This is a genomic window from Bifidobacterium biavatii DSM 23969 (assembly GCF_000741165.1).
Lineage (GTDB): Bacteria > Actinomycetota > Actinomycetes > Actinomycetales > Bifidobacteriaceae > Bifidobacterium > Bifidobacterium biavatii.
The window spans coordinates 111,700-133,351 of record NZ_JGYN01000008.1; the positions used below are offsets into that span (position 1 = coordinate 111,700).

The window sequence follows — 21,652 nt, forward strand, 5'->3', positions numbered from 1 at the left end:
GTCACTCCCCCGCGCCGGTCGTGTCGAGGCTGGCCTCGCGCAGCGTGGTGTGTCCGGTGTCCGGGTCCTTGTAGGTGACGTACGCCTTGGTGGACACGTCGAGGATTTCGCCGGTCTTACTTTCGGGCGCGGAGACGATCACTTGGAATCCGAGCCGCGGCAGCACCATGAGTGCGCGCTTGGTGTATCGGCCGTCCGCCTTGATGAGCGCCTCGTCGAGGAACAGCGTCGTATACGACGGCTCCCCGGTCACGCTGCCTTCGCCGAGCAGGTAGATGAGCGCCGCACCGTAGACGAACGAGGTGAGTTCCTGCAATGCGCCGCCGGAACGACCGCCGGTGGAGGTGATGCGTTCGTCTGGCCCATCCGTGTGGTGCACGGTCGCGTAGAACGAGGATCGGGCGCGCGGGTCGAGATCGCGTGCACCGTATTGTTTGATGCCGCCGGAGTCCTTGACCTGATCGAGCTGGTCGTGCAGCATGTCGATGAACGGACGGCAGGATCCGAACGTCTTGCGCAGGGCGATCACATCAGCGTCGGGCTGCTGCTCCCATGCGGTGAGCGTTTCGCTCATGCGTCGCAAGGCCATGCCGAACGCGCGTTCGGGAGGACGCACGGTGACGTTCAGCGACAGGCGGCCGCCCTTGGGACCGAATTGCTGCCCGGTGAGCATCGAGTTGATGCGCGACAGCTGCTCCTTGATGGTCGCCTCGTCGGATTTGAGCGTGCGTTGCAGGGTGAGGGCGTCCCAGTACAGTTTGTGCAGGCAGTTGGCGTATTCAGCTTCGGTCGCGTCGCTGGCCGCCAGATGCGACAGACTGTCCAGCTCCTGCTCGTAGTAGCGGTAGTCGGCGACGGTGGCGGTCAACGCGTCGTCGTCCTTCGCGTACACGTCGCGATACGCCTGCATCTGCGATTCGAGTGTCTTGCGCGCCGCGTCGGCCTGTTCGGCGAGCATGGTGCGGCGGGAGTCGATCTCCTTGCCGATCTGGTCGACCATCATGTTCTCGAACCGCATGTCGTCGGCCACGTCCGTTCGCCCGGCGCCGATGATCAGATGCGCGCGCGTGGCCGGATCGGTCTGGCCTGCGAACTGGCGTTCATATGCGGCGCCCAGGCGTTCCGCCACGTCGTCGCCGAACACGATCCGAGCCGACCCGTCCGTTGTCGCATTGTCGGCCACCGCGTTGCGTTCCAGCCATGCGCGGGCCGCGTCGACCGCCTGCGCGCATGAGTCCGCGGCATTCTGCGCCTTGAACCGGCGGCTGTTGCTGCGTTCGAGCTCCTGTTCCAGCCGTTCCCGCGTGGCGGTGAGTTCGGCGAGTTTCGGATCGCGGCGGATCGTGTCGATGTCCTGTTCGATGCGCGTGATGCGCTGTTCGGCCTCCTGCACGGCGACACTGTCCCAGTCTGTTTCGGTCAGGTTCTCGGCGAGCGCGAGTTCGCGACGCAATCGTTCGGCCTGCTGTCGGATCGTCTCGTACGATCGGTCAGCTTCGGCGAACGCGGTTTTGGCGTCCTGTGCCTGCCGGAGCAGTTCGTCGAGATATGTCTGGTTGACGAATCCGATGACCTGGCGGATGTCCTTGATACCGTGCTGGCCGTGGCGTCCGGATTTGATCTGGCCGTCGCACTGGACTTGGCGGGTCTGTTCGTCCGCGTCGTCGATGGCGTCGACACACACCGCGTCGTATCGTTTGTCGGCGGTTTGTTCGCGCAGCCATCCGGCGAACGGGGAGTCTTCCCGGTAGCGCAGTTTACCAGACAGCCAAGGCTCGTCGCCTGTGTGGACTGCGGCGGTGTTCGTATGTCCGTAGTCGCGGCTCGTGTCCACGAACCGCCAGGTTCGCCGTGACATGAGATGCGGGTCGATGGTGCTGACGCGTGCGGCGAATCCCTGTTCGTGGCGCTGGTCGACGAGGATTGTGCGGGCGATCGGCCCGTAGGCGACGTTCATCGCGGTGCGCCATGTCTCTTCGTCCTCTCGCACGTCCATGAGTTCGGCGACGTAGGGCAGTTCTTCGGCACTCAGGCCGGTGGCTCGGCACAGCATGGCGCGTTCTTCGTCCATCTGCTGGGAGATGCGCGTGCGTTGGGTGCGTTGGCGTTCGTAGTCGCGGGTGAGGCGGTTCAGTTCGTCGTTGGCTTGCGAGCGCGCGGATGCGGCTTCATACTGGTCGTGGTCGAGCTGCGTGCGGCGCCGCTCGTAGTCCGTGACGAATCGTGCGGCCTGTTCCTGCCGTTCCTGCCATGCGTCGCGGGTGTCGGGGATGGTTTCGCCGATGGTCGCGAATTGACGGGCGATCCGATCGTGGCTGTCGCTTACGGCGTGCAGGGTCTGCCGGGCTTGGGTCAGGTCGAGTTCGAGCCGGGCGAGGCTGCCGCCGTCGACGCCTTGGATCTGCGCTTTGACCGCGTCGATGCGCGCGGTGATTTCGTCGCCGTGCGCGTGTTCCGCGGCGGCGTCCTGCATATGCCGGTCGCGTTCGTATTCGTCGTGCGGCAGTTGGGCGGTCACTTCTTCGGCCATGTGCGCTAGCGCCCAGCGGCGGATGGCTGCGCGGCCCCGTTCGCCGTTCGGGTCGACGACGTCGAACGCGTGTACGTTCGCCTGCGCCTGGTCGTATTGTTCGTGGGATTGGCGGATGCCCTGCAGCATCTGCATGCGACGAGCCTTCTCCTCCATGCTGTTGAAGTTGGCGGCGTACCGCTCGTAGTCGCCGACCAGGTCCTCGGCTTTGCCGATCGCCGCGGGCACGCCGAGCACGCCCTGTTTGAAGATGTCGTCCAGCCGTGACGGCGCGTCGGCGGACTGGATCTTGTGCAGCAGTCGGCATGCTTCTTCGGTCAGGCCCATGACGCCCCAGATGCGGGCGTGGAACGCGTTCGCGTTCGAGAAGATCGAGCAGCCCTCGTAGGTTGCCTTGAGCTGGGTGGATGTGAACGGGCCGTCGCGGAACTGGTCCATGAGGCGTGGGTCGATGGTGCGGTTCCAGGTGACATACTGGCGGCGCACGTCGCCGCGGCCCTCGCCTGGCATCAGGTAGAGGAATTTGCCGCAGGAGAGCGTCTGCCCGGTGGTGGCGTTGCGGTACGTGTCCACGATCGCGCCCCATACGCTGTGCGGCATGCCGTCCGCGTCGGTGCCACGCAGGTACATCGGCGCGTCGTCAGTGTCGCCCACGCCGATCATGCCGCGCAGGTACGTGTAGTCGCTGCGTTCGGAGCGCCCGGAGTTCGACGCCTTGTTGAACGGCGTGCCGGACGGGTACAGCAGGGAGATCTGCGCGTCGACCAGCGTGGATTTGCCCGATTCGCTGGCGCCGGCGAGCAATGTCACCGGCAGCTTGTCGTCCGTGGACGGGCGGAACACATGGTATCCGTCGTAGGAGCCCCAGTTGACGAGCTGTCGGCTTTCCATCATCCACCGGTCGGGAACGATCTGAATGTCGCGCACGCCGTCCGGCATCGTGGGTTCGCTCATGGTGTCCGTCATGTCACTCCCCTTCCTTGTCGCCGGCATCATCGTCCGCGTCGTCCATGCCGGCCGCGCCGTTCGCATCGTCAATTCCTCCGTCGCCGGCCGGAGCGTCCGAACCAGCGTCCGCATCTTCGTCGTCGATCTCGTCCCGGCCGTCCAGCCATGTCTGCGCAAGATCGCGGTCCAATACGACGGGTACGAGCGCGGTGATGCGCAGCATCGTCTCGTCGTCGGCCGAACGTTCCAGATACCCGTACGTGGTCAGGGACGAGACAATCGCGCCGATCAGCTTGAGCACGCCCTCCTCGTCGTTGCGTGAGGCCAGATAGCCGGCGCCGGTGGCGAGCGCCGCGCGGATCTCCTCGAAGCTGACGAACCATTCGTCTGCGGGCGTGTGCAGGTTCTCGTATTCGAGGACGCGGATGCGCAGGAACGCAAGCAGCGCCGCCTCCTCGCGGCGTAGGCTGACGCGCGTCTTGAGCGACCGGGGGTTCTGGTCGGCGTCGGGGACTGGGGTCGCGTACATAATCCGGTAGCGTTCGTTAACGACGAGTTCGAGCATGTCGTTGTTGAGCGAACGGGTCACCTGGTCGAGGTTGTCCATTGCGGTGTCGTAGGCGGTTCCGCTGATGTACCGGTCGCGTTTGAGCGCGATGGCGGCCATGCGGGCAGGGGCGCTCATGTCGCCGGTGTCGCCTTCGAACAGTGCTGCGGTCGCGTTGTCGTCGCCCATGTCATCCTTCCTTGATCGTCTCGTTGAGTTCGTCTATGCCGGCCGTGACCCGTCTCGTTGTCCAGTCGCGCGGCGTGCCGTCGAGCGAGATGCAATGCCAGACCGTATCGTCGCCTTCGACCGATGCGAGCGCGGACAGGAAGCCGACGATTTCGCTTTCCCGTCGTTCGTCGGCCGGCAGCCGGTTGAAGCTGGCGGCGATATCGACGAGTTCGGAACCGTTCGGCCCGCTCACGGTGACCGGGTCGCGCATGATGAGCCGGACCATGTGCCGTATGCGCGGGCCTCCTCCGACGATCATGGAGCGGATGTCCGGTTCTGGGATGTTAACCGGCGTGGCATGCTCGTCGAGGCCGGGCACGGCCGCGCGGGACATCGATCGTGCCGGCCGGGTCGGCAGCCCGGCGAACGTGACGTCGCCCACGTCCGTGCGGTAGGGACGCGTATCGTCGTTCGGATGCGTTCTCGCCGCCGCATTGATCGTGGTGTACAGGCGGTTGAGCGTGACGAGCATGGTGCGGTATCTGGTGTCGGTCTGCTGGCGGACGAGTCGGCTGATCGCCTCGTCGGAGACGCGTATCTGCTGGCGGACCGCTTCGATCCCGTCGTAGATGCGTTCGAGTTCGGCGGTGACCTGGTCGAGCAGCACGCTGGATTCGCCGGCCAGATACGGTGTTGCAGCGATGGCCGCGACGGCGTCGTCGATCTGCTGGCGTCCTTCGTCGGTGATGATCACCTGGAAGGCGTCGTTGAACCGGCGGCCGGAGTCGGATTCACTGAACGAGCGGCGGAACGCGTCATGGTAGGAGGTGAGGTTGTCGTTGACGTCCATGTCGCCGGCCTGCATACGTCGGCGCAGCGCGTCGCCGTTGTCGCGTTCGGCGAGCGCGAGTTCGCGCAAGTCGATCGGCACGTCGCGCAGTGTTTTATGGATGACGGCGATGATGTCGCCAACCTGTTCGTCGCTGAGCCGGTCGCGTTGCCGTCCCTGCCGGATCTGTTCGATTTCGTGTTCGCGTGCGGCGATCTCCGCTTTGAGCAGTCGGATGCGTTCGCTTGGATCGGCGGTCAGCTGCATGCGCGCGTGCTCGATCTCCATGATGATGCTGTTGGCCTGGGCGCCGGACAGCGAGCTGGTGGTGTCCTGCAGACGGTCCAACGCTTCAATGGCACGGTGTGCGCGGGCGGTGAGCCGGTAGAGAAACCGGTGCGAAGCCATGTCGAGCGAGTTGGCGAGCCACGCGTAGTCGCCGTTGCCTTCGCGGGTAAGGTCGACGAGGATCTGGTGCGCGGCGCCGATGAGGTCCTGGTCTTCCTCCAGCGCGTATTCGCCAGCGTCGATAAGGCTTGACAGGCTTTGCGCGAACCGTTCCTCGAGGATTTCGCGGGGCAGTTCGCCGGTCAGAGGGTTGAATGCGGCGCGCAGCAGCGCCACGTACGTCATGGAGTGCTTGCGCAGCAGCAGGCGGAGCACGCCGGTTTCGTAGACCGGTCGCAGCCGTTCCATTTCCCGCCTGACATCGCCCATGAACCCAGCCTCGCTTTCCTTGCCGCAACTTACAAGGCTATCATGCCGGTTCCCGGTATTCGCCGCGGCGATCCCGGGAACCCATTCACTCGCTTCTCAGTGCCTCGGTCGGGGTGAGCCGGGCAGCGCGCGAGGCCGGGTAAAGGCCGGCAAGAATGCCGACCGTCACAGCTACACCCCATGCAAGCGGCAGACCGACCCAGTCCAAGACGAACGGCTGACCGGCCGCGAACGCCACGCCGCCGGCCGTGCCCGTGCCGATGAGGATGCCGGCCAGTCCGCCAAGAGCCGAAAGCATGGCCGCTTCGGTGACGAACTGCATGCGGATGTTGCCAGGTGTGGCACCCAGGGCTCGGCGTAGGCCGATTTCGCCGCGGCGTTCCATGATGGTGACGATCATCATGTTGGCGATGCTCATGCCGCCCACGGCGAGTGCGATCACGCCGATCATGAGGCCGAGCGTGGTTAGCGAGTCGTTGGTGGCGTTGCGCGCCTTGGACAGATCGGCGGAGGCGGTCACGCTCACGTTGCCGCCCGTGAGGTTGGCCGCGTGGGCGATCGTGCGGCGCAGCGTTTCCGCATCACCGGACGTGGTACGTACGTAGATCGCGTTGATCTTGGCGATGCTTGCCGCCTGGTCGGGATAGTGCGCGATCGCCCATGCTCTACCGATGATGGCGGACGTGTTGAACGTCGCGGCCTGCGGCAACGGATCGAGGATGCCGATGACCCCGTACCATTCGTTGTCGATAAGCACGCGGTCGCCGACGTCGGTGACGCCGAGCCGCCATGCGGCCTCCGAACCGAGGACCGCGACGGGCAGGTGTTCGTTGTTCCGGTCGATACCGTGGCCGTGTGCGTAGGCCGCGCCGATCGCGTCCAATGCGCCGGGCGCCGTGATGTTGAGGGCGAGCGCGTTGCCGTTGGATGCCGGCACGAGCTGGTTCTTGAAGATTTGGATCTTCTCGGGCGGCGTGGTGAAGACACCGACCTGTTCGACGTCCGACTGGCGGGCGATCGTCTCGGGCGCATAGTCGGGAAGTGGGATGGTTTGGCGGGCGGCGTCCTGTCCGGGGGTGACGACCTGCAGGTTCGCACCAAGCGCGTCGAGCCGGTCGAGCAGCGCCGCCTGGTTGGAAGCCGCGATGCCGGACAACGCCACGTAGGCGGCGACACCCAACGCGATGCCGAGCGAGGCGAGCACGGTGCGCGAGACGCGTCCGGTCGCGCCGATCCACGCGGAGTGCAGCAGGTCGGCGATACGTGTGCGCAGCGGCTTAGGCATGGTTGTCCTCCTCTCGTGTCGTTGCGGTTCGTTCGGCGTCCTCGGTCAGGGGGAGCTGTCCGATTCCGTCGGATTGGGGAGATTCCGTCGTCGTTTCCCCCGTCATCTCGCGTACCATGCCGTCACGGATGTGCAGTCGCCGCGGGAACCGTGCTGCCACGTTCGGATCGTGCGTGACGACGACGAGACTCGCGCCGCTGTCGGCCGCATCGAACAGCAGGTTGAGGATCGTGTGTCCGGTGTCGGTGTCGAGCGCGCCGGTCGGCTCATCGGCGAAGATGATGTCGGGTTGTTTGACGAGCGCGCGGGCGATGGCGACGCGCTGCTGTTCGCCGCCGGACAGTTGCGACGGCCGATGCCGCAGACGATGTCCCAATCCGACTTGCTCCAATGCGGTGGCCGCACGGTCGCGTCGCTCCGCGCGCGGCAGGGCCGTGTATTGCAGACCGATCATCACGTTCTCCAGTGCGGACACGCTGGCGATGAGATGGAATTGCTGGAATACGAAGCCGATGCGTGCGGCGCGCAGGTCGCTGCGTCGATGTTCGCTCATCGCCGTCACGTCGTCGCCGTCGTATCGCACGATGCCGGACGTGGGCATGTCGAGCGTGCCAAGCAGGGAGAGCAGCGTCGACTTGCCTGAGCCGGAAGGTCCCACGATCGCGATGCGTTCATCTCGGCCGATCGTCAGCGTCGTCGGATGCAGGATCTGTGTCATCGTCCCGTCCTTGCCGGCAAACGCCTTGGTGACGTTCTCGAGCGTCAGCAAAGCATCCGCAGGATCGGAAACGTTCACTCCCCTCAGCGAGAGAAACCCGTCTCCGGTTTGTTCCGACTCCCCCTGCCAAGGAGAGCCGCCAACCATCGGCTGACCGAGGGGGCTCATACCCGCAGCCGCCGTCACGACACCACCACCTTGTCTCCGGCCTGCAACCCGTCGGCCTTGGTGAGTTGCACCTGCGCGTTGGCGACCAGTCCGATCTCGACCGGCACGCGTACGAGCGTGTCGCCGCGCACCACGTCGACCGCATAGGTGTTGCCGGCGGACGCGACGATCGCGGTCACCGGCACGATCAGCGTCTCCGCGCTCGCCGACGCGGACGTGTTCGGAATAACGAGGTTCACCGAGACCGGCCCAAACTTCGTGACCTTCGATTGGTCGGGGAAGTCGACGCGCGCTGACGGTGAGGTCACCTGCCCGTCCGTACCGGTGGACTGGCCGCCCTGGTCGACGGAGGAGAGCGTCGTATCGATGGTCGTATTGTCGGGCAACACGACCTGCACCTTGTCGCCGGCCTTGAACGTGGCGGCCTGCGTGGCGGTGAGCGTGGCTTCGACATGCAACGTGACGTTCGTGTAGCTGGCCGGGCTCACGTTTGACTCCCCCAGCTTCGCCTTGACCTGCGTGATGCGGATCGGCACGGACGCGGCGACGGCCACGGACGACGGCTGGAACACGCCGTCCGCCGCGCCACCGGTCAGTCCGAGTGAACGCTGCCATTGGCGGACCGCCTCTCGGGTCAGCCAGTCGAAATGCGCGTCCGGCGTGCCACCGAAGAAGCCGAGCTCGGCAAGGTTCTGCTCGAGCTGGGTCACGTCCGGTCCGTCCGTGACGTCCGTCTGCAGGGTGCGCCAGAACGGGCGCTCGCCGTGGAACAGCGGCACGGGCACGCCGTCCATTTCGTATACCTGTTCGCCGGTGTTGATCTGCTTGCCGGCGATCGGCAGTTGCGTGATCGTACCGGTCGCGGCCGTAAAATCGCTCGCCTTGTCGTATTGCAGGGTCGCACCAAGCCGGGTTTCGGCGTTGAGCACGCCTTTGGTGACCGGCTGCGTGCGCAGCGTGGTCACGTCGACGTTTCGTGACGCCGACGCCGACTGTCCGTCCGCGGTCAGGTGCCCGATCAGGTTCCACGGTTTCGTCGCCACACATGTCACGGCCAGGCCGGCGATGACGATGGTCGTCATGATCGCCGTAACCAACCTGCGCCGTCTGCCGAACCGTCGCGTTTCCGTTCGTGTCATATTCGTTGCTCCTTGATCATCAGTGTCTGTCATGTCGACCGGAGGCGAAGCCGGAGCAGAGACATCTTTCCTCGCACATACAGCTCGCAGGATTTCTCGACTCGCTGCGCTCGCTCGAAATGACAAATATCGGAAACATATTCACTGCGCGTCGCGCATCACCTGCGTGTAGTCGTAGCCGAACTCCTCGGGCGTGCCGTCGAATCCGAACGAAACGCCCGTCTCGCCGACCGGGCAGTCCTTGAGGAAGCGGCGGAACTCCTCCTCGCTCACGGTTTTCGGAATCATGATCGTCGTCGGATTGTCGCCGTCCGGGTCCGCGACCCAGCTGTACCCTTTCTCGCGTGCCTTCTTGGCGAAGTCGAGCGCCGCCTGCTTCTGCGCGTCGGAGACGGCCGTCTGCGTGTTCGCGTCCTGCACGGGCTGGGTGAAGTCCGGCACCTGCGCCTGGCACGCCGCATAGTCCTGCTGTTTGGATGCGTACGGGCTGCCGGCGAGCGCAGTGGCGTCTTTGAACATGACCCACACCTTGTCGTCCTCCACGGTGGTGAACGTCGCGCCCGCATACAGTTGCTGGGCGTCGGAGTCGACGGTCATGCCGTTCGAGTCGCCGCTGACCTTGACGGGGTTGCCGGCCGTATCGATCATGCGCAGTTCGACTGCGTTCTTCACCGTCGGCGCTTTGGATGAGTCCGCAGAGCCGGACATGTCGGGGGCGGCCGCGGCCTGCGCTTCGATGCCCTTGCCGGTCAGGCATGCGATGAACTTCTTGACGTTCGCGTCGGTCTGTGCCGAAACGTCGCCGCCGTTGCCGGCCGTCGCAGTGTTCGACGAGCTGCCGTTCGCGGCGAACGGCGCGGAACAGCCAGCGAGTGCTGACAGGGCGAGCGTGGATGCGACGGCGACGGCCAGAATGCGTCGGTTACGGTTCATGGTTCCTCCTTGGGATCGGTGTCGCACACCATCCAACCGTGCCGCCGGTGGCGTGTCGGTGAGGGATCGCATTACCTTCGCATTACCGTGGCAGGCGCAGGATAATGAACGAAGCAACCCCACAATCGACAGCAAAGGGCATGACATGCGAATCCTGATCGTCGAGGACGACCGCGAACTGGCCGCCGCATTGGACGACGCGCTGCGTTACGAAGGCTACGCGACGAGCCTGGCCACGACCGGCACCGAAGCGTTGCAGGCACTCGCCGATCGGAACGTCGACATCGTGCTGCTCGACCGCGATCTGCCAGTGCTGTCGGGCGACGCGGTGATGGCGACGATCGCCGCAAACCGCATCCCCGTCGCCGTCATCATGCTCACCGCCGCGGCTGGAATCAGCGACCGGGTCAGCGGCCTTGATCTTGGCGCGGACGACTATCTGACCAAGCCGTTCGCCTATCCCGAACTTCTCGCCCGTATCCGCGCACTGCAACGTCGTGCGGGCAGAACGGACGCGACCGCCGCAGTGCTGGCACGCGGCGACATCACGCTCGACACGACGCGACGGCTCGCGTTCCGCGATCACGGACGCACGCTCGTCAAGCTCACGCCGAAGGAATACGGCGTGCTCTTCGAACTCCTGCGCGCCGACGGCGGCTATGTGAGCGTGCCGGAACTCTACGAGGCCGTATGGGATGATCCGACCGCCGCGGAACCGGCCGACGTGGTCAAAACCACCGTATATTCGCTGCGTCGCAAGCTTGCCGACCGGGACGCGATCATCTCGACGCGCGGGGAAGGATACCGGTTGCGATGAACCGTCTGCGCACGTTTGCCGCACGGCTGAAGCCGCGCACGTTCAGGACGGTCATGGTGCTGTCCATCGCCGCCATAGCCCTGCTCATGATGACGGCCGTCATCGTCACGCAGAACCTCATCGTCGCGCGCGTCGCCGCCGAGCAGAACATGACGGTTATGTGCGTCGCCGCGAACACACCATCGTCCGATGGCGCCGACGCCGGCTCCGCTGACGGAGACGCGCTGTCGGCGTCGGGTTCGTGCGACGAGGGTACGGCCGCGCTCGGCAGCGGCGCGAGCATCGACGTGTTCGGCCAATCGGATTCGGCCCAGTACTCGTTCGGCTTGGCCAAAACCGTGGATGCGGTCACCAGTTCGTTCGTCAACACCATGCGCGCGGCGTCCATCGTCATGATGATCGTGTTCGGTTTGCTCGCGCTCGGCGTCGCATGGATTGTCGGCACGAAACTGTCGACACGCGTTGCCAGCGTGGGACGGCAGGTCGAAGCGCTCGATCCGAACGATCTGCACGTGCGCATCGCCGACGCGCACGGCAACGACGAAATCGGCAGGCTGGTCGCGTCCATCAACGGCTTACTCGACCGCGTGCAGGCGGCGTCCGAAGCGGAGAAGCGGTTCGTGTCGAACGCGTCGCACGAACTGCGCACGCCGATCGCCGCGGTGGAGACGAATCTCGATGCGCCGCTCGCACAGGGCCGTTTCCCGGCTGATGTGGAGCCGTCCGTGCGCCGCGCGCTCGCGGCGAACCGGCGGGGCGCGCAGCTTGTGCAGGCGCTGCTGACGCTGTCGCGTATCCAGAACGGTGCGTTCGGCGGGCAGCGGCAAGTACGGGCCGCGTCCGACGGCACGACGGATACGACTGTTCCCGATCGCCGGACAAGTCCCCGAACCATGACGAACGGCTTCGATCCCACGGTTCAGTCCACGGATCTGACCGGCTGCGTGAACGACATGATCGACGACATTGCGGACGACGCGACGGCGCGCGGCATCACCGTGCATGCCGACGATCTGCCCGCGGCAAACGTGATCGCGGACCGCACGCTGCTGGAACTGGCCGTAGGCAATCTCATGCGCAACGCCGTCGTGCACAATACGGACGGCGGTTCGGTCGACGTCGCAATTGCGCCCGGCGACGGAACGCGATCGGGAGTGACGCTGACCGTGACGAACACCACCGACGAAACGCTACCCGACGATCTGAACGAACTGGTCCAGCCGTTCCATCGCGGCGAACATTCGCGTATCAGCGCCGCGCCCGGCGTGGGATTGGGCCTGTCGATCGCGCGTGCTGCCTGCGACGCGATGGGCGCGACGCTCGCGCTGGCTCAGCCCGAACAAGGCTCGTTCCGGGCGACGATCACGTTTCCGGTCTGATAGCCGTCGTCGCAATCCACAAGGCACGAACCAGCCCGTCTGATGAGGCGGGCTGGAACCAGGCGATGGCAACGATGATGTAATTGTGCACTATTACAGTTCCTCGAGCACCTCGCCTTTGTCATGGAGCGTCTTGGCGGCTTCGGCGCCCACATACCGGTAATGCCATGGTTCGTATTCCACGCCGGTCACGTTCGTTTTGCCTTGCGGATAACGCAGCACAAACCCGTAGTCCCACGCATGAGCGGCGAGCCAGTCGTAGACGCGCTGGTTGGCGTCCGCGTCGGACGCGCCGACGGCGTTGATGTCAGCGGCGAGGCCCAGCTCATGTTCGCTGGTGCCGGGCAGGGCGACCTGCAGTCGGGCCTTCGCTTCGGCGTCCTTGGCGTCCATGCCGCTGTTTTCGTACAGGAACGTCTTGTCATCGAGCAGCTGCTGCTGTTCGTCGTGCGTGCGGTAGCCTGCGGTCACTTCGGGGTTCAGCCCGTCAGCGCGCATCGCGTCGAACATACGCTGCAGATCCGGATAGACGCGCGAGTCGATCTGCTGACCGTTGGCAAGCTGCGTCAGATCCGGCGTGGGCCAGTCGTCGGGGATGCGCTGCCATTGATTGACGACGATCGTGTTCCACGAGTCGGCGGTATAGGTCGCTTCAGGCAATCCTGGCGTGAACGGGCCCCAGTGGGCGATGCGGCCGAGGCCGAGCAGTGCCGCCGCTACGATCGCAAGCGCGGCCAGTAACGCGGCGATCAGGCGGATCAGCGTTTTTGCGGCACGTTGTCTGCGATAACGGGCGAAGCTGCGGACGGCTCCCGCGCGGGGCGCGCGGGATGCAGCTCCTCCTGCGATGGATGCGGGCGGAATCGTGTCCGTTGCAATGCGGGATGCCATGTCGTCGTCCTTCCCCTCGACTGTGCGGAGAGCACGACGCATGTCGCGCGCCCCCTGCTGTTCATGCCGTCAATCGTAGGAATTCCAAGCGTTGCGTACCATCGGCCGGCGGGATGAAGCCAGACAGACAGTACCCTGATTCTTGGGGATGACTCGGGGCGAAACCCCTAGGGGTCAACATCAGGGAAGACGACGGGATGTCGCAGGCGTATGCCGGAAAGACGACGCGAGATCATCGGACCGGCGCATCGGCGAGAACGAATCAGCAGATCGTGCCGGCAGCGTCGCGCGCACCGTGCCTGTCGTTCACCCTGCCGGCTCCGTCGTCCACGATCGCCTCGATCGCGTATGCGAGCGCGTTCGTCATCGTCGCGATCTCCATCGTGGGCGTGGCGGCCGGCTTGCCGACGCCCTGTTCGACCGCGAACGGCACGTGGATGAACCCGCCTTGGACGTCGGGGAACTTGCGATCGAGCAAGTAGAGCACGTGGTACATGATGGCGTTGCACACGTAGGTGCCGGCCGTGTACGAGACGGCGGCGGGAATACCGTGCGCGTTGATGTTCCGGACCATCGCCTTGACCGGCAGTGTCGCGAAGTATGCGGTGTCGCCGTCTTCGCGCAGCGGCGCGTCGAACGGCTGTTCTCCGTCATTGTCGGGGATGGACGCTTCAGCGAGATTGATCGCGACCCGTTCGACAGTGATCGCGGCACGTCCTCCCGCCTGACCGACGCACAGCACCCAGTCCGGCCGTTCGCGTTCGATCGCCGCTTCGACGACCTGCGCGCTGCGCGTGAAGGCGGTCGGGATCTCAAGCGGCACGACGCGCACGCCGGCGATGTCGTCGGGCAATCGTTTCACCGCCTCGAACGCGGGATTGACGGATTCCCCGCCGAACGGGTCGAACCCGGTGACGAGGATCGTGCGTTTGCTGTCGGACATAATCGGTCTTCTTTCATCACATCGCATGTCTGGGTTGCCGGTCCGCAGCACCGCGCATCACGGGCGGCACGCAGGCCTGTCGTGTCCAGACTACCGCCGGACGGCCGGTTTCGCCGCACGATCCGCACCCTTTCGCTATAGTGGAGCGTTGGACTTCGCGGCGAACGGCGTATGGGCACGGATCGGCCGCACGCAGAAAAACGGAATCACGACAACGGGTACGAGACGGAAGGCGGGCTGACGGGAATGGCCATCGAAGCGCAGGGACTTGAAATTCAGATCGGGGCACGCACGCTCCTGCATCCGACCGACTTCCACGTGGCCAAAGGCGACAAGATCGGTCTGGTCGGCCGCAACGGCGCCGGCAAGACAACGCTGACGCGCGTGATCACCGGAGACATGCTGCCGTCCGCCGGCAAGGTGCGCGTCTCCGGCAAACTCGGCTACCTGCCGCAGGACACGCACGCCGCCGACCAGACGCAGACCGCGCTCGACCGCATGATGAGCGCGCGAGACATCGCGACGATCATCGCCCGCATGCGCAAGTGCGAGAAGGAGATGACCGACCCGGATCCGGACGTGATGACGCGTGCGATGAACCGCTACGACAAAATCATGCAGGACTTCGACAAGGCCGGCGGCTACGCGGCGCAGTCCGAGGCGATCGCGATGGCCGACAGCCTCGGTCTGCCACAGGACGTGATGGGCCGGGAATTGGGCACCCTGTCCGGCGGCCAGCGCCGACGCATCGAGCTGGCGCGAATCCTCTTCTCCGACGCGGACACGCTGATTCTCGACGAGCCTACCAACCATTTGGACGCCGACTCGATCGAATGGCTGCGCGGGTTCTTGAAGAAGTTCGAAGGCGGCTTCCTCGTGATCTCCCACTCGACCGAACTCTTGGACGAGGTCGTCAACAAGGTGTGGCACCTCGACGCGCAGCTCGGCCAGATCGACATGTACTCGCTCGGCTGGAAGGCGTACCTGCACCAGCGCGCCGTGGACGAGGAGCGCCGCCGCCGCGAACGCGAGGTCGCAGAGAAGAAGGCCGAACGCCTCATGAAGCAGGGTATCCGCCTGCACGCGAAGGCCACCAAGGCCGTGGCCGCGCAGAATATGATGCGTCGCGCCGAAAAACTCCTCGAGAACACGTCCGAGGCACAGAAAAAAGAGAAAGTCGCCGACATCCGCTTCCCCGAACCTGCGCCCTGCGGCCGCACGCCGATCATGGCCAAGGACATCTCCAAGGCGTACGGCTCCAACATCGTGTTCGCCGGAGTGAACCTCGCCGTCGACAAGGGCTCGCGCGTGGTCATCCTCGGCTACAACGGCGCCGGCAAAACCACCACGCTGCGCCTGCTCGCGCACATCGAACAGCCCGACACAGGCGTGGTCGAATACGGCCACGGCTGCAAGATCGGCTACTTCGCGCAGGAGCACGATACGCTCGACCTCGACGCGACCGTGCTCGAAAACCTCACCCACGTCGCACCGGAACTGAACGACACGCAGGCGCGTTCCATCCTCGGCTCGTTCCTGTTCTCCGGCGACGACGCGCTCAAGCCCGCACGCGTGCTCTCCGGCGGCGAGAAAACGCGACTCGCGCTCGCCACGCTGGTCACGTCGCGCGCGAACGTGCTGCTGCTCGACGAGCCGACCAACAACCTCGATCCGGCCTCGCGCGACGAAATCTTGAAGGCCATCGCCAAATATGAGGGCGCGATCGTGCTCGTCACCCACGACGAGGGCGCGGTGCAGGCGCTCAACCCGGAGCGAGTGCTGCTCATGCCCGACGGCGACGAGGATTTGTGGAACGATTCCTACCTCGAACTCGTGGCCGAGGAGTAATCCTCTGATCCCTCATGCTCCTACAATGTGTGGTGTTTCAACACATCATGGGCAAGGGGAATCATGAGCGAGTCGCAAGACCGGTCTGCGGCCAGTACCGCCGATAGCAATAACATAGCCGTCCAACAGCAGACCAAGCATGCGGGAGCTGCCGTCAAGGCGGCGCTCGCCGCGAACATCGGCGTCGCCATCGCCAAACTGTGTGCGGCCGTGTTCACCGGTTCGTCGGCCATGCTGTCCGAATCCGTGCATTCCATCGCCGATTGCTCGAACGAGATCGTCCTCATGATCGGCGGCCGCTTCTCCAAACACCGCACCGACGGCGACCATCCGTTCGGCCTGTACCGCGCAAAATACCTCGCCTCGTTCGTCGTCGCCACGCTGCTGTTCTTCGTCGGCGGCTTCTTCTCCACCTCCGAAGCAGTCAAGAAGATCGTCGCCGTCGTCGCCGATCCGGCATTGCGCGACGCCAACCGGATCGAACTGGTCGCCGCACTCGTCGTGGTCGCGGTCAGCGCATGTCTCGAAGGCTACGGCCTGCACTCGAGCGTCAAGGAGGCGAACGAGCGCATGGCCCGCACGCGCACGCCGCACATGGGCGTCTTCCGGTTCTGGCGGCGCACCAAGTCGGCCGAACTCGCCTCCGTCATCATGGAGGACACGCTCGCGCTGATCGGCCTCGCGTTCGCCGGCGCCGGCATAGGACTCGCGATCGTGCTCGACGACGAGCTATGGGATGCGATCGGCGGTCTGATGGTCGGCCTAGTCCTGATCGCCGGTTCGCTGCTGCTCGCGTTCAAATCCGGCTCGCTCTTGCTCGGCGAGACCGTCGACCGGGTGACGCGCGACGAGATCGTCGCTGCGGTCACGTCGACGCCCGGCGTGAACCGGCTGCTCAACATGCAGACGATCCACATGTCCGAAGACGACATCCTGCTGTGCCTCAAGGTCGAAACGTCGAAACTCGACCGCGACTACGACGTGGAAACGGTCGACAAGATCGAACGTGCGGTGCGCGGCGCATTGCCGTGGTATCGGTTCGAAATCTACGTCGAACCCGACATCTTCCGCCCGGAGGCGCACCGCGGCGCGTCGGCGCGCGCCTAATCCGTCCGTCGTCGAAAGGAAATGGACTCCTGCGGGTGCCGTCGGCCGGGTTGCGGTAAGGTTACGCAACGTATCAACCGAATCGCAATGCGCAATCGATGCGCAAGATCGTGAGGAACCATGGCATATTCGCACAACGCGCCGTTCCGCGCCGACGTGGTCGGCAGCTACCTGCGTCCGGCCGAGCTCAAGGCCGCCCGCGCCGACTATGAGGCCGGCAGGATCGACGCCGCCGCGCTCAAGGCCGTCGAGGACCAGTGCATCACCGAACTCGTCGCCAAGCAGAAGGCCGCCGGACTGCACGTCATCACCGACGGCGAGTTCCGCCGCGGCTGGTGGCATCTCGATTGCATGTGGGGCTTCGCCGGCGTGGAAAAGGTCGCCATCGACCAGGGCTACGTGTTCCACGACGAGGTGACCCGCGCCGAATCCGCCCGACTGTCCGGCAAGATCGCGTTCGACGGCACACACCCGTTCGTCGACCACTTCAAGTTCCTCAAGCAGTTTGAAGACGACACGGTCGTGGCCCGCCAGACCATCCCCTCCCCCTCGCAGCTGTACGCCGAACTGTTCCGTCCGGAGAACATCGCATCCGTGCACGAGTTCTACGGCAGCGACCAGGCCGCCTACGACCAGCTGGCCGACGATACGGCCGCCGCGTTCCACGGCCTGATCATGGCCCTGTACGAAGCCGGCTGCCGCAACGTGCAGCTCGACGACTGCACGTGGGGCATGTTCTGCGATCCGAACTTCAACTCCCATTACACGCCGGAGGAGTTCGCCGCCATGCAGGAGCAGTACGCGGCGATGAACAACGCGGCGATCGCCGACCTGCCGGCCGACCTCGTCGTCACCACGCACGACTGCCGCGGCAACTACCATTCGACGTGGGCGTCCGCCGGCGGCTACTCGGTCGTGGCCGACGTGCTGTTCGGCAAGGAGAACGTCGCCGCCTACTATCTCGAGTTCGACGACGACCGTTCCGGTGACTTCGCTCCGCTCGCCAAGGTCACGGGCGACAAGAAGGTCGTGCTCGGCCTGATCACGTCAAAGAAGCCCGAGCTGGAGGACCCCGAGATCATCAAGAAGCGCATCGCCGAGGCCTCGCAGTACGTGCCGCTCGACCGTCTGTGCCTGTCCACTCAGTGCGGCTTCGCGTCCACCGAGGAGGGCAACAAGCTCACCGAGGAACAGCAGTGGGCCAAGATCGCGCTCGTCCAGTCCATCGCCAAGGAAGTTTGGGGCTGAGCCTCAAAACGCGATTGCACCATCGCGGTGATGCAGTGCAAGCCGCGTCACCGGGCAAACCATTCGCGCATCGAAGAGAAGCCTCCCGGTCGGTCATCCGGCCGGGAGGCTTCTTCGTTAAAAGGTTACGCTTCGGCGGCCTTCGCCGCGGCCTCGTTGATGCACCGGATCGCGTTGAGCGTGCGCGGATAGCCGATGTACGGCATGCACTGCGAGACGACCGCGATCAGGAGCGTCTTCTCGTTGCCGACTTTCAGGTTCGCGCCCGCATGCGCGACGAGCTGCGGCTCGCACCCGCCCTGCGCGGCCAGATAGCACAGCGTGATCATCTCGCGCCGGCGATGGTCCAGCCCGCCGCGCGTGTAGTAATCACCGAAGCAGTTGCCGGCCAGCCACTTGTTGATGTGCCGCGTTTCGGCGGGACCGGACTGCGCAAAGCCGCGCATGTGCTCGCCGAAGATGTCGATCTGCGCCTGCTCCCCCGCCTCGGCGCGGTTCTTCGGCGTGGTGGTCGACTGCGGCGCGAGCGGCAGTGCAATGTTGCGCGCCTCGAAAATGTCATTGGTCGCCTTCAGGAACGGCAGCACGCGGCCGACGCCAAGATAGGCGACCGCCTGATACACGATCTCCTTCGTCTCGATCGGCGTCACGCCGGCGTCCAACGCGACCGGCAGCATCAGCGCGTATTCGTCGATACCCTGGCATCCGATCAGCGTGGCGAGAATCGCCATCGCACGCGTCGCGTCGTCCAGATCCGGATGGTTCGCGCCCGGCTCGTTGATCACTTCGTCGTACGCGAAGTTCGAAAAGAGCTCCACGAACTCCGGGTCGGTTTCGGCCAGCGTCTTGTCGCCGTTCCAGAATTTGTTCATCGCATTGCGCAATCCGTCGAACATCATCGCTCCTTCAGCTCATCGATCACTCATTGCTTGCATTCGCCGGCATCATGCCGGTCATTGCCCGTCCTTGCTGCCGACCTGCAACCGCTTGACCTTCTCCACGATGTCACGGTTGTCCTCGAGCAGCTGTTCCGCGTCCCGTTCGCGTCCTTCGGCAATCGCACGCCAGTACAGGGTTTTGAACGAGACGTACGCCTGCTGCATGCGGATGCTTTCCGCCTTGGCGGCCAGGCGCAGCGCCTGCGCGTCGAGCAGTTCCATCTGTCGCCGCGCGCCTTCCGGCCCGTCGAAGCGGTTCTTCAGATACGCGCGCATCGCCTCGAGCGGCATGCCTGTGGCGGCGAGGCATGAGATGGTGCTCAATGCTTCGAGATCCGCGTCGGAGTAGGCACGATGCCCGGAGCTTGGATCGCGGGCGATCGGGTCGATGATGCCGATCTGCTCGTAGTAGCGCAGCGTCGATTCGGGCAGCCCGGAGATCAGCGACGCCTCGCGGATGGTGTGCCATGTGGTTGTGGTGCTGGTGCTCATACCGGCAACATTAGAGACTTCAAGCGCTTGAAGTAAACATGCGACACTCCGTGCGATGCGGCGTTGCACCGGCGGCGTGCGCCCCGAGCGGGCGAGCGTTCCGCACCGTAGCGGAACTGAAGTCTTCCCATCCAACTTGGTATCTAAGCATACCCGCCCATGGTCGATCGGGCCAGTGCGACGGCCGCGTTGTGGGCAACGTCACAGGACGCGCTGCAAGATACGTCGCGAGCGGCGTTCGGGCAACGTACAGGCTGCGTCCGGCCAATGCCCGGCGCACCTTGGACACACTGTGCGCGCACTGTCGGCGAACTGCCGGCGTCGAGCCGAAAACGCGGGTAAAGTAGAGCAGACGGATATCGTTCCGCCGATTTCAGGGAGGTTCATCATGGCTGAAAGCATGAACGTGCAGAACGACGGCAACAGGCTGCATCTGTTGCGTCACGCCGCGTACCGCGCCGACGACGTGCGCGCGATGGAACGGCCCCTGCTGGACGACGGCGTACCGCTCATGCGCATGGCGGCCACCGCGGCGGCCCATGCGACCGCCGATCTGCTCGAAGAAGAGGGACTGGCGTTGGACAATGCGCGCATCGTCCTGTTGGCCGGAGCCGGCGACAATGGCGGAGACGGCCTGTACGCTGCGGCCGCGTTGTCCGAGAACGGTGCGTCGGTGACAGCCGTGACGGTGGGGCGCAGCGTGCATGAGGAGGCGTTCGCCGCGTTCGTGCGCGCCGGCGGCAAGGTGCTGGTGCTCGATCCCGCTTCGGAGATTCCCGGCTGCGCGGCCGGTTTCAGTGCGGGCGAAGCCGGCGAACGTCTGCGCGCCGCGGTCGAGCTGGCGCAGCATTCGCATGTGATCATCGACGCGATGACGGGCATCGGGCTTAAGGGCGCGTTGCGCGGCATCGCTGGCACGATGGCGTCGTCGTTGGGAGTGGACGGTACGGTGCCGGATCGTACGGCGTTGCCGGACGGCGACACGGCCGGCGAGTTCCCGTTCGTCGTGGCGGTGGACGTGCCGTCCGGTGTGGGCGTGGACGATGGTTCGATCACCGGCCCGTACATTCCGGCCGACGTGACGGTGACGTTCGGCGCGTTGAAGCCGTGCACGATGCTGCCTCCGGCCTCGTACGCGTGTGGCAGGGTCACGCTGGTCGATTTCGGGTTCGATATCGAGGGCGTGCGCCCGTTCGTCCGGATGGTGTCCGGCGACAGCGCAAGTGAGGCGATTCGTCTGCCGCGTCTGGCCGACGCGAAGTATGCGCGCGGCGTGACCGGCCTGATCACCGGTTCGGTGCGCTATCCGGGCGCGGCCGTATTGTCGTGCCGTGCTGCGGCGCGCACGAACGTGGGACTCATCCGGTACATGGGCCCTGAACGCACGCGCGGCATGGTGCTGAACGCCGTGCCGGAGGCGGTGATCGGCAAGGGGCGTGTCCAGTCGTGGGTGGTCGGTTCCGGCGTGCCGGACGGCGAGACGGATGAGGACGACGCCGATGTGCAGCGTCAGACCATTGCGAAATTGCTGTCGCATTACGCGTTGAACGATGATGACGAGGATCCGGATCTCGCATATGAGATGCCGCCGATCGTGGTGGATGCGGGCGCGCTTGACCTGCTGCCGGACGAGGTGCCGCCTCAGGTGGTGATCACGCCTCATGCGGCCGAACTCGCTGCGTTGCTGGAGCTGCGCGGCGAGGACGTGGACGCGCGCGACGTGCAGCTCGAACCGTTGCATTGGGCGATGCGCGCGCACGAGCTGACCGGTGCGACCGTGCTGCTGAAGGGCGCGATCAGCATCGTCGTCGGCGATGGCCCGGATGACGCGGCGGATGCGACGCGCGCGAAGGCGGCGGGTTCGCTCAGCGGCGACGATGCGGACGATATCGAATACGAGGGCGATACGGACGCGTCCGACGAGCCGCGCGTCCTGTTGGCCGGTCGTGCGCCCGCCTGGCTGGGCACGGCCGGTGCGGGCGACGTGCTGGCCGGCGTGGTCGG

At 65.2% G+C, this 21,652-nt stretch carries 17 protein-coding genes; 6 read left to right on the forward strand and 11 right to left on the reverse strand.

Annotated elements, in window-relative coordinates; translation table 11 throughout:
* Window position 1: 1 nt before the first annotated feature.
* The 7 genes from BBIA_RS04245 to BBIA_RS04275 all read right to left on the reverse strand — a co-directional run bounded on the left by BBIA_RS04245 (window position 2) and on the right by BBIA_RS04275 (window position 9,985).
* A complete protein-coding gene (locus tag BBIA_RS04245; RefSeq protein WP_238548432.1) occupies window positions 2–3,496 on the reverse strand; it encodes an ATP-binding protein in 3,495 nt (1,164 codons plus the stop codon).
* A gap of 1 nt (window position 3,497) precedes the next feature.
* Window positions 3,498–4,214, reverse strand: coding sequence for a DUF4194 domain-containing protein (locus BBIA_RS04250; protein ID WP_081891982.1), 717 nt, complete (start codon window positions 4,212–4,214; stop codon window positions 3,498–3,500).
* Window position 4,215: 1 nt separating this feature from the next.
* Window positions 4,216–5,742, reverse strand: a complete 1,527-nt coding sequence (locus BBIA_RS04255) for a DUF3375 family protein (RefSeq protein WP_033493583.1) — start codon at window positions 5,740–5,742, stop codon at window positions 4,216–4,218.
* An 85-nt stretch (window positions 5,743–5,827) separates the two neighbouring features.
* Entirely contained in the window at window positions 5,828–7,027 is a 1,200-nt protein-coding gene (locus BBIA_RS04260; protein WP_051923763.1) for an ABC transporter permease, read from the reverse strand.
* Window positions 7,020–7,931 (reverse strand): ABC transporter ATP-binding protein, encoded by a 912-nt coding sequence (locus BBIA_RS13715; RefSeq protein WP_238548433.1) that lies wholly within the window; start codon window positions 7,929–7,931, stop codon window positions 7,020–7,022. Before BBIA_RS13715 ends, BBIA_RS04260 begins: the two co-directional genes overlap by 8 nt.
* Window positions 7,928–9,052 (reverse strand): peptidoglycan-binding protein, encoded by a 1,125-nt coding sequence (locus BBIA_RS04270; RefSeq protein WP_033493581.1) that lies wholly within the window; start codon window positions 9,050–9,052, stop codon window positions 7,928–7,930. Before BBIA_RS04270 ends, BBIA_RS13715 begins: the two co-directional genes overlap by 4 nt.
* 141 nt (window positions 9,053–9,193) lie before the next feature.
* Window positions 9,194–9,985, reverse strand: coding sequence for a hypothetical protein (locus BBIA_RS04275; RefSeq protein ID WP_033493579.1), 792 nt, complete (start codon window positions 9,983–9,985; stop codon window positions 9,194–9,196).
* 145 nt (window positions 9,986–10,130) lie between these two features.
* On the opposite strand from BBIA_RS04275, the gene BBIA_RS04280 reads away from it, so the two are divergent.
* Together BBIA_RS04280 and BBIA_RS04285 are read left to right on the forward strand one after the other, a co-directional pair.
* A complete protein-coding gene (locus BBIA_RS04280) occupies window positions 10,131–10,802 on the forward strand; it encodes a response regulator transcription factor (RefSeq protein ID WP_033493577.1) in 672 nt (223 codons plus the stop codon).
* On the forward strand, window positions 10,799–12,181 hold the full coding sequence (locus tag BBIA_RS04285) for a sensor histidine kinase (RefSeq protein ID WP_051923764.1): 1,383 nt from the start codon (window positions 10,799–10,801) through the stop codon (window positions 12,179–12,181). Before BBIA_RS04280 ends, BBIA_RS04285 begins: the two co-directional genes overlap by 4 nt.
* A 93-nt stretch (window positions 12,182–12,274) precedes the next feature.
* Here the strand turns inward: BBIA_RS04285 and BBIA_RS04290 are convergent, their stop codons facing one another.
* A complete protein-coding gene (locus BBIA_RS04290; protein WP_081891986.1) occupies window positions 12,275–13,072 on the reverse strand; it encodes a M15 family metallopeptidase in 798 nt (265 codons plus the stop codon).
* A gap of 262 nt (window positions 13,073–13,334) precedes the next feature.
* On the reverse strand, window positions 13,335–14,015 hold the full coding sequence (gene pcp / locus BBIA_RS04295; protein ID WP_051923765.1) for a pyroglutamyl-peptidase I: 681 nt from the start codon (window positions 14,013–14,015) through the stop codon (window positions 13,335–13,337).
* A gap of 246 nt (window positions 14,016–14,261) precedes the next feature.
* Here pcp and BBIA_RS04300 point away from each other — a divergent pair, with 246 nt between their 5' ends.
* The 3 genes from BBIA_RS04300 to BBIA_RS04310 all read left to right on the forward strand — a co-directional run bounded on the left by BBIA_RS04300 (window position 14,262) and on the right by BBIA_RS04310 (window position 18,218).
* Window positions 14,262–15,863 carry an ABC-F family ATP-binding cassette domain-containing protein gene (locus BBIA_RS04300; protein WP_033493575.1) on the forward strand — a complete coding sequence of 534 codons (1,602 nt, stop codon included), beginning with the start codon at window positions 14,262–14,264 and terminating at the stop codon, window positions 15,861–15,863.
* Window positions 15,864–15,926: 63 nt separating this feature from the next.
* Complete coding sequence (locus tag BBIA_RS04305) at window positions 15,927–16,970, forward strand: cation diffusion facilitator family transporter (protein ID WP_033493573.1); 1,044 nt, start codon at window positions 15,927–15,929, stop codon at window positions 16,968–16,970.
* Between the two features lie 120 nt (window positions 16,971–17,090).
* Window positions 17,091–18,218 (forward strand): 5-methyltetrahydropteroyltriglutamate--homocysteine S-methyltransferase, encoded by a 1,128-nt coding sequence (locus tag BBIA_RS04310; RefSeq protein ID WP_033493571.1) that lies wholly within the window; start codon window positions 17,091–17,093, stop codon window positions 18,216–18,218.
* 125 nt (window positions 18,219–18,343) lie between these two features.
* On the opposite strand, the gene BBIA_RS04315 is transcribed toward BBIA_RS04310, so the two are convergent.
* Together BBIA_RS04315 and BBIA_RS04320 are read right to left on the reverse strand one after the other, a co-directional pair.
* A complete protein-coding gene (locus BBIA_RS04315; RefSeq protein ID WP_033493764.1) occupies window positions 18,344–19,114 on the reverse strand; it encodes a carboxymuconolactone decarboxylase family protein in 771 nt (256 codons plus the stop codon).
* Between the two features lie 57 nt (window positions 19,115–19,171).
* On the reverse strand, window positions 19,172–19,648 hold the full coding sequence (locus BBIA_RS04320) for a MerR family transcriptional regulator (protein WP_081891988.1): 477 nt from the start codon (window positions 19,646–19,648) through the stop codon (window positions 19,172–19,174).
* A 400-nt stretch (window positions 19,649–20,048) separates the two neighbouring features.
* On the opposite strand from BBIA_RS04320, the gene BBIA_RS04325 reads away from it, so the two are divergent.
* On the forward strand, window positions 20,049–21,652 hold a 1,604-nt coding region (locus tag BBIA_RS04325; protein WP_035138036.1), incomplete at its 3' end, for a bifunctional ADP-dependent NAD(P)H-hydrate dehydratase/NAD(P)H-hydrate epimerase.

Coding starts and splice junctions, on each gene's coding strand:
- BBIA_RS04270 (WP_033493581.1), bottom strand. CDS start 9,052: ATGACACGAACGGAAACGCGACGGTTCGGCAGACGGCGCAGGTTGGTT.
- BBIA_RS04255 (WP_033493583.1), bottom strand. CDS start 5,742: ATGGGCGATGTCAGGCGGGAAATGGAACGGCTGCGACCGGTCTACGAA.
- pcp (WP_051923765.1), bottom strand. CDS start 14,015: ATGTCCGACAGCAAACGCACGATCCTCGTCACCGGGTTCGACCCGTTC.
- BBIA_RS04260 (WP_051923763.1), bottom strand. CDS start 7,027: ATGCCTAAGCCGCTGCGCACACGTATCGCCGACCTGCTGCACTCCGCG.
- BBIA_RS04310 (WP_033493571.1), top strand. CDS start 17,091: ATGGCATATTCGCACAACGCGCCGTTCCGCGCCGACGTGGTCGGCAGC.
- BBIA_RS04275 (WP_033493579.1), bottom strand. CDS start 9,985: ATGAACCGTAACCGACGCATTCTGGCCGTCGCCGTCGCATCCACGCTC.
- BBIA_RS04285 (WP_051923764.1), top strand. CDS start 10,799: ATGAACCGTCTGCGCACGTTTGCCGCACGGCTGAAGCCGCGCACGTTC.
- BBIA_RS04245 (WP_238548432.1), bottom strand. CDS start 3,496: ATGACGGACACCATGAGCGAACCCACGATGCCGGACGGCGTGCGCGAC.
- BBIA_RS04315 (WP_033493764.1), bottom strand. CDS start 19,114: ATGTTCGACGGATTGCGCAATGCGATGAACAAATTCTGGAACGGCGAC.
- BBIA_RS04250 (WP_081891982.1), bottom strand. CDS start 4,214: ATGGGCGACGACAACGCGACCGCAGCACTGTTCGAAGGCGACACCGGC.
- BBIA_RS04300 (WP_033493575.1), top strand. CDS start 14,262: ATGGCCATCGAAGCGCAGGGACTTGAAATTCAGATCGGGGCACGCACG.
- BBIA_RS04280 (WP_033493577.1), top strand. CDS start 10,131: ATGCGAATCCTGATCGTCGAGGACGACCGCGAACTGGCCGCCGCATTG.
- BBIA_RS04305 (WP_033493573.1), top strand. CDS start 15,927: ATGAGCGAGTCGCAAGACCGGTCTGCGGCCAGTACCGCCGATAGCAAT.
- BBIA_RS04320 (WP_081891988.1), bottom strand. CDS start 19,648: ATGAGCACCAGCACCACAACCACATGGCACACCATCCGCGAGGCGTCG.
- BBIA_RS04290 (WP_081891986.1), bottom strand. CDS start 13,072: ATGGCATCCCGCATTGCAACGGACACGATTCCGCCCGCATCCATCGCA.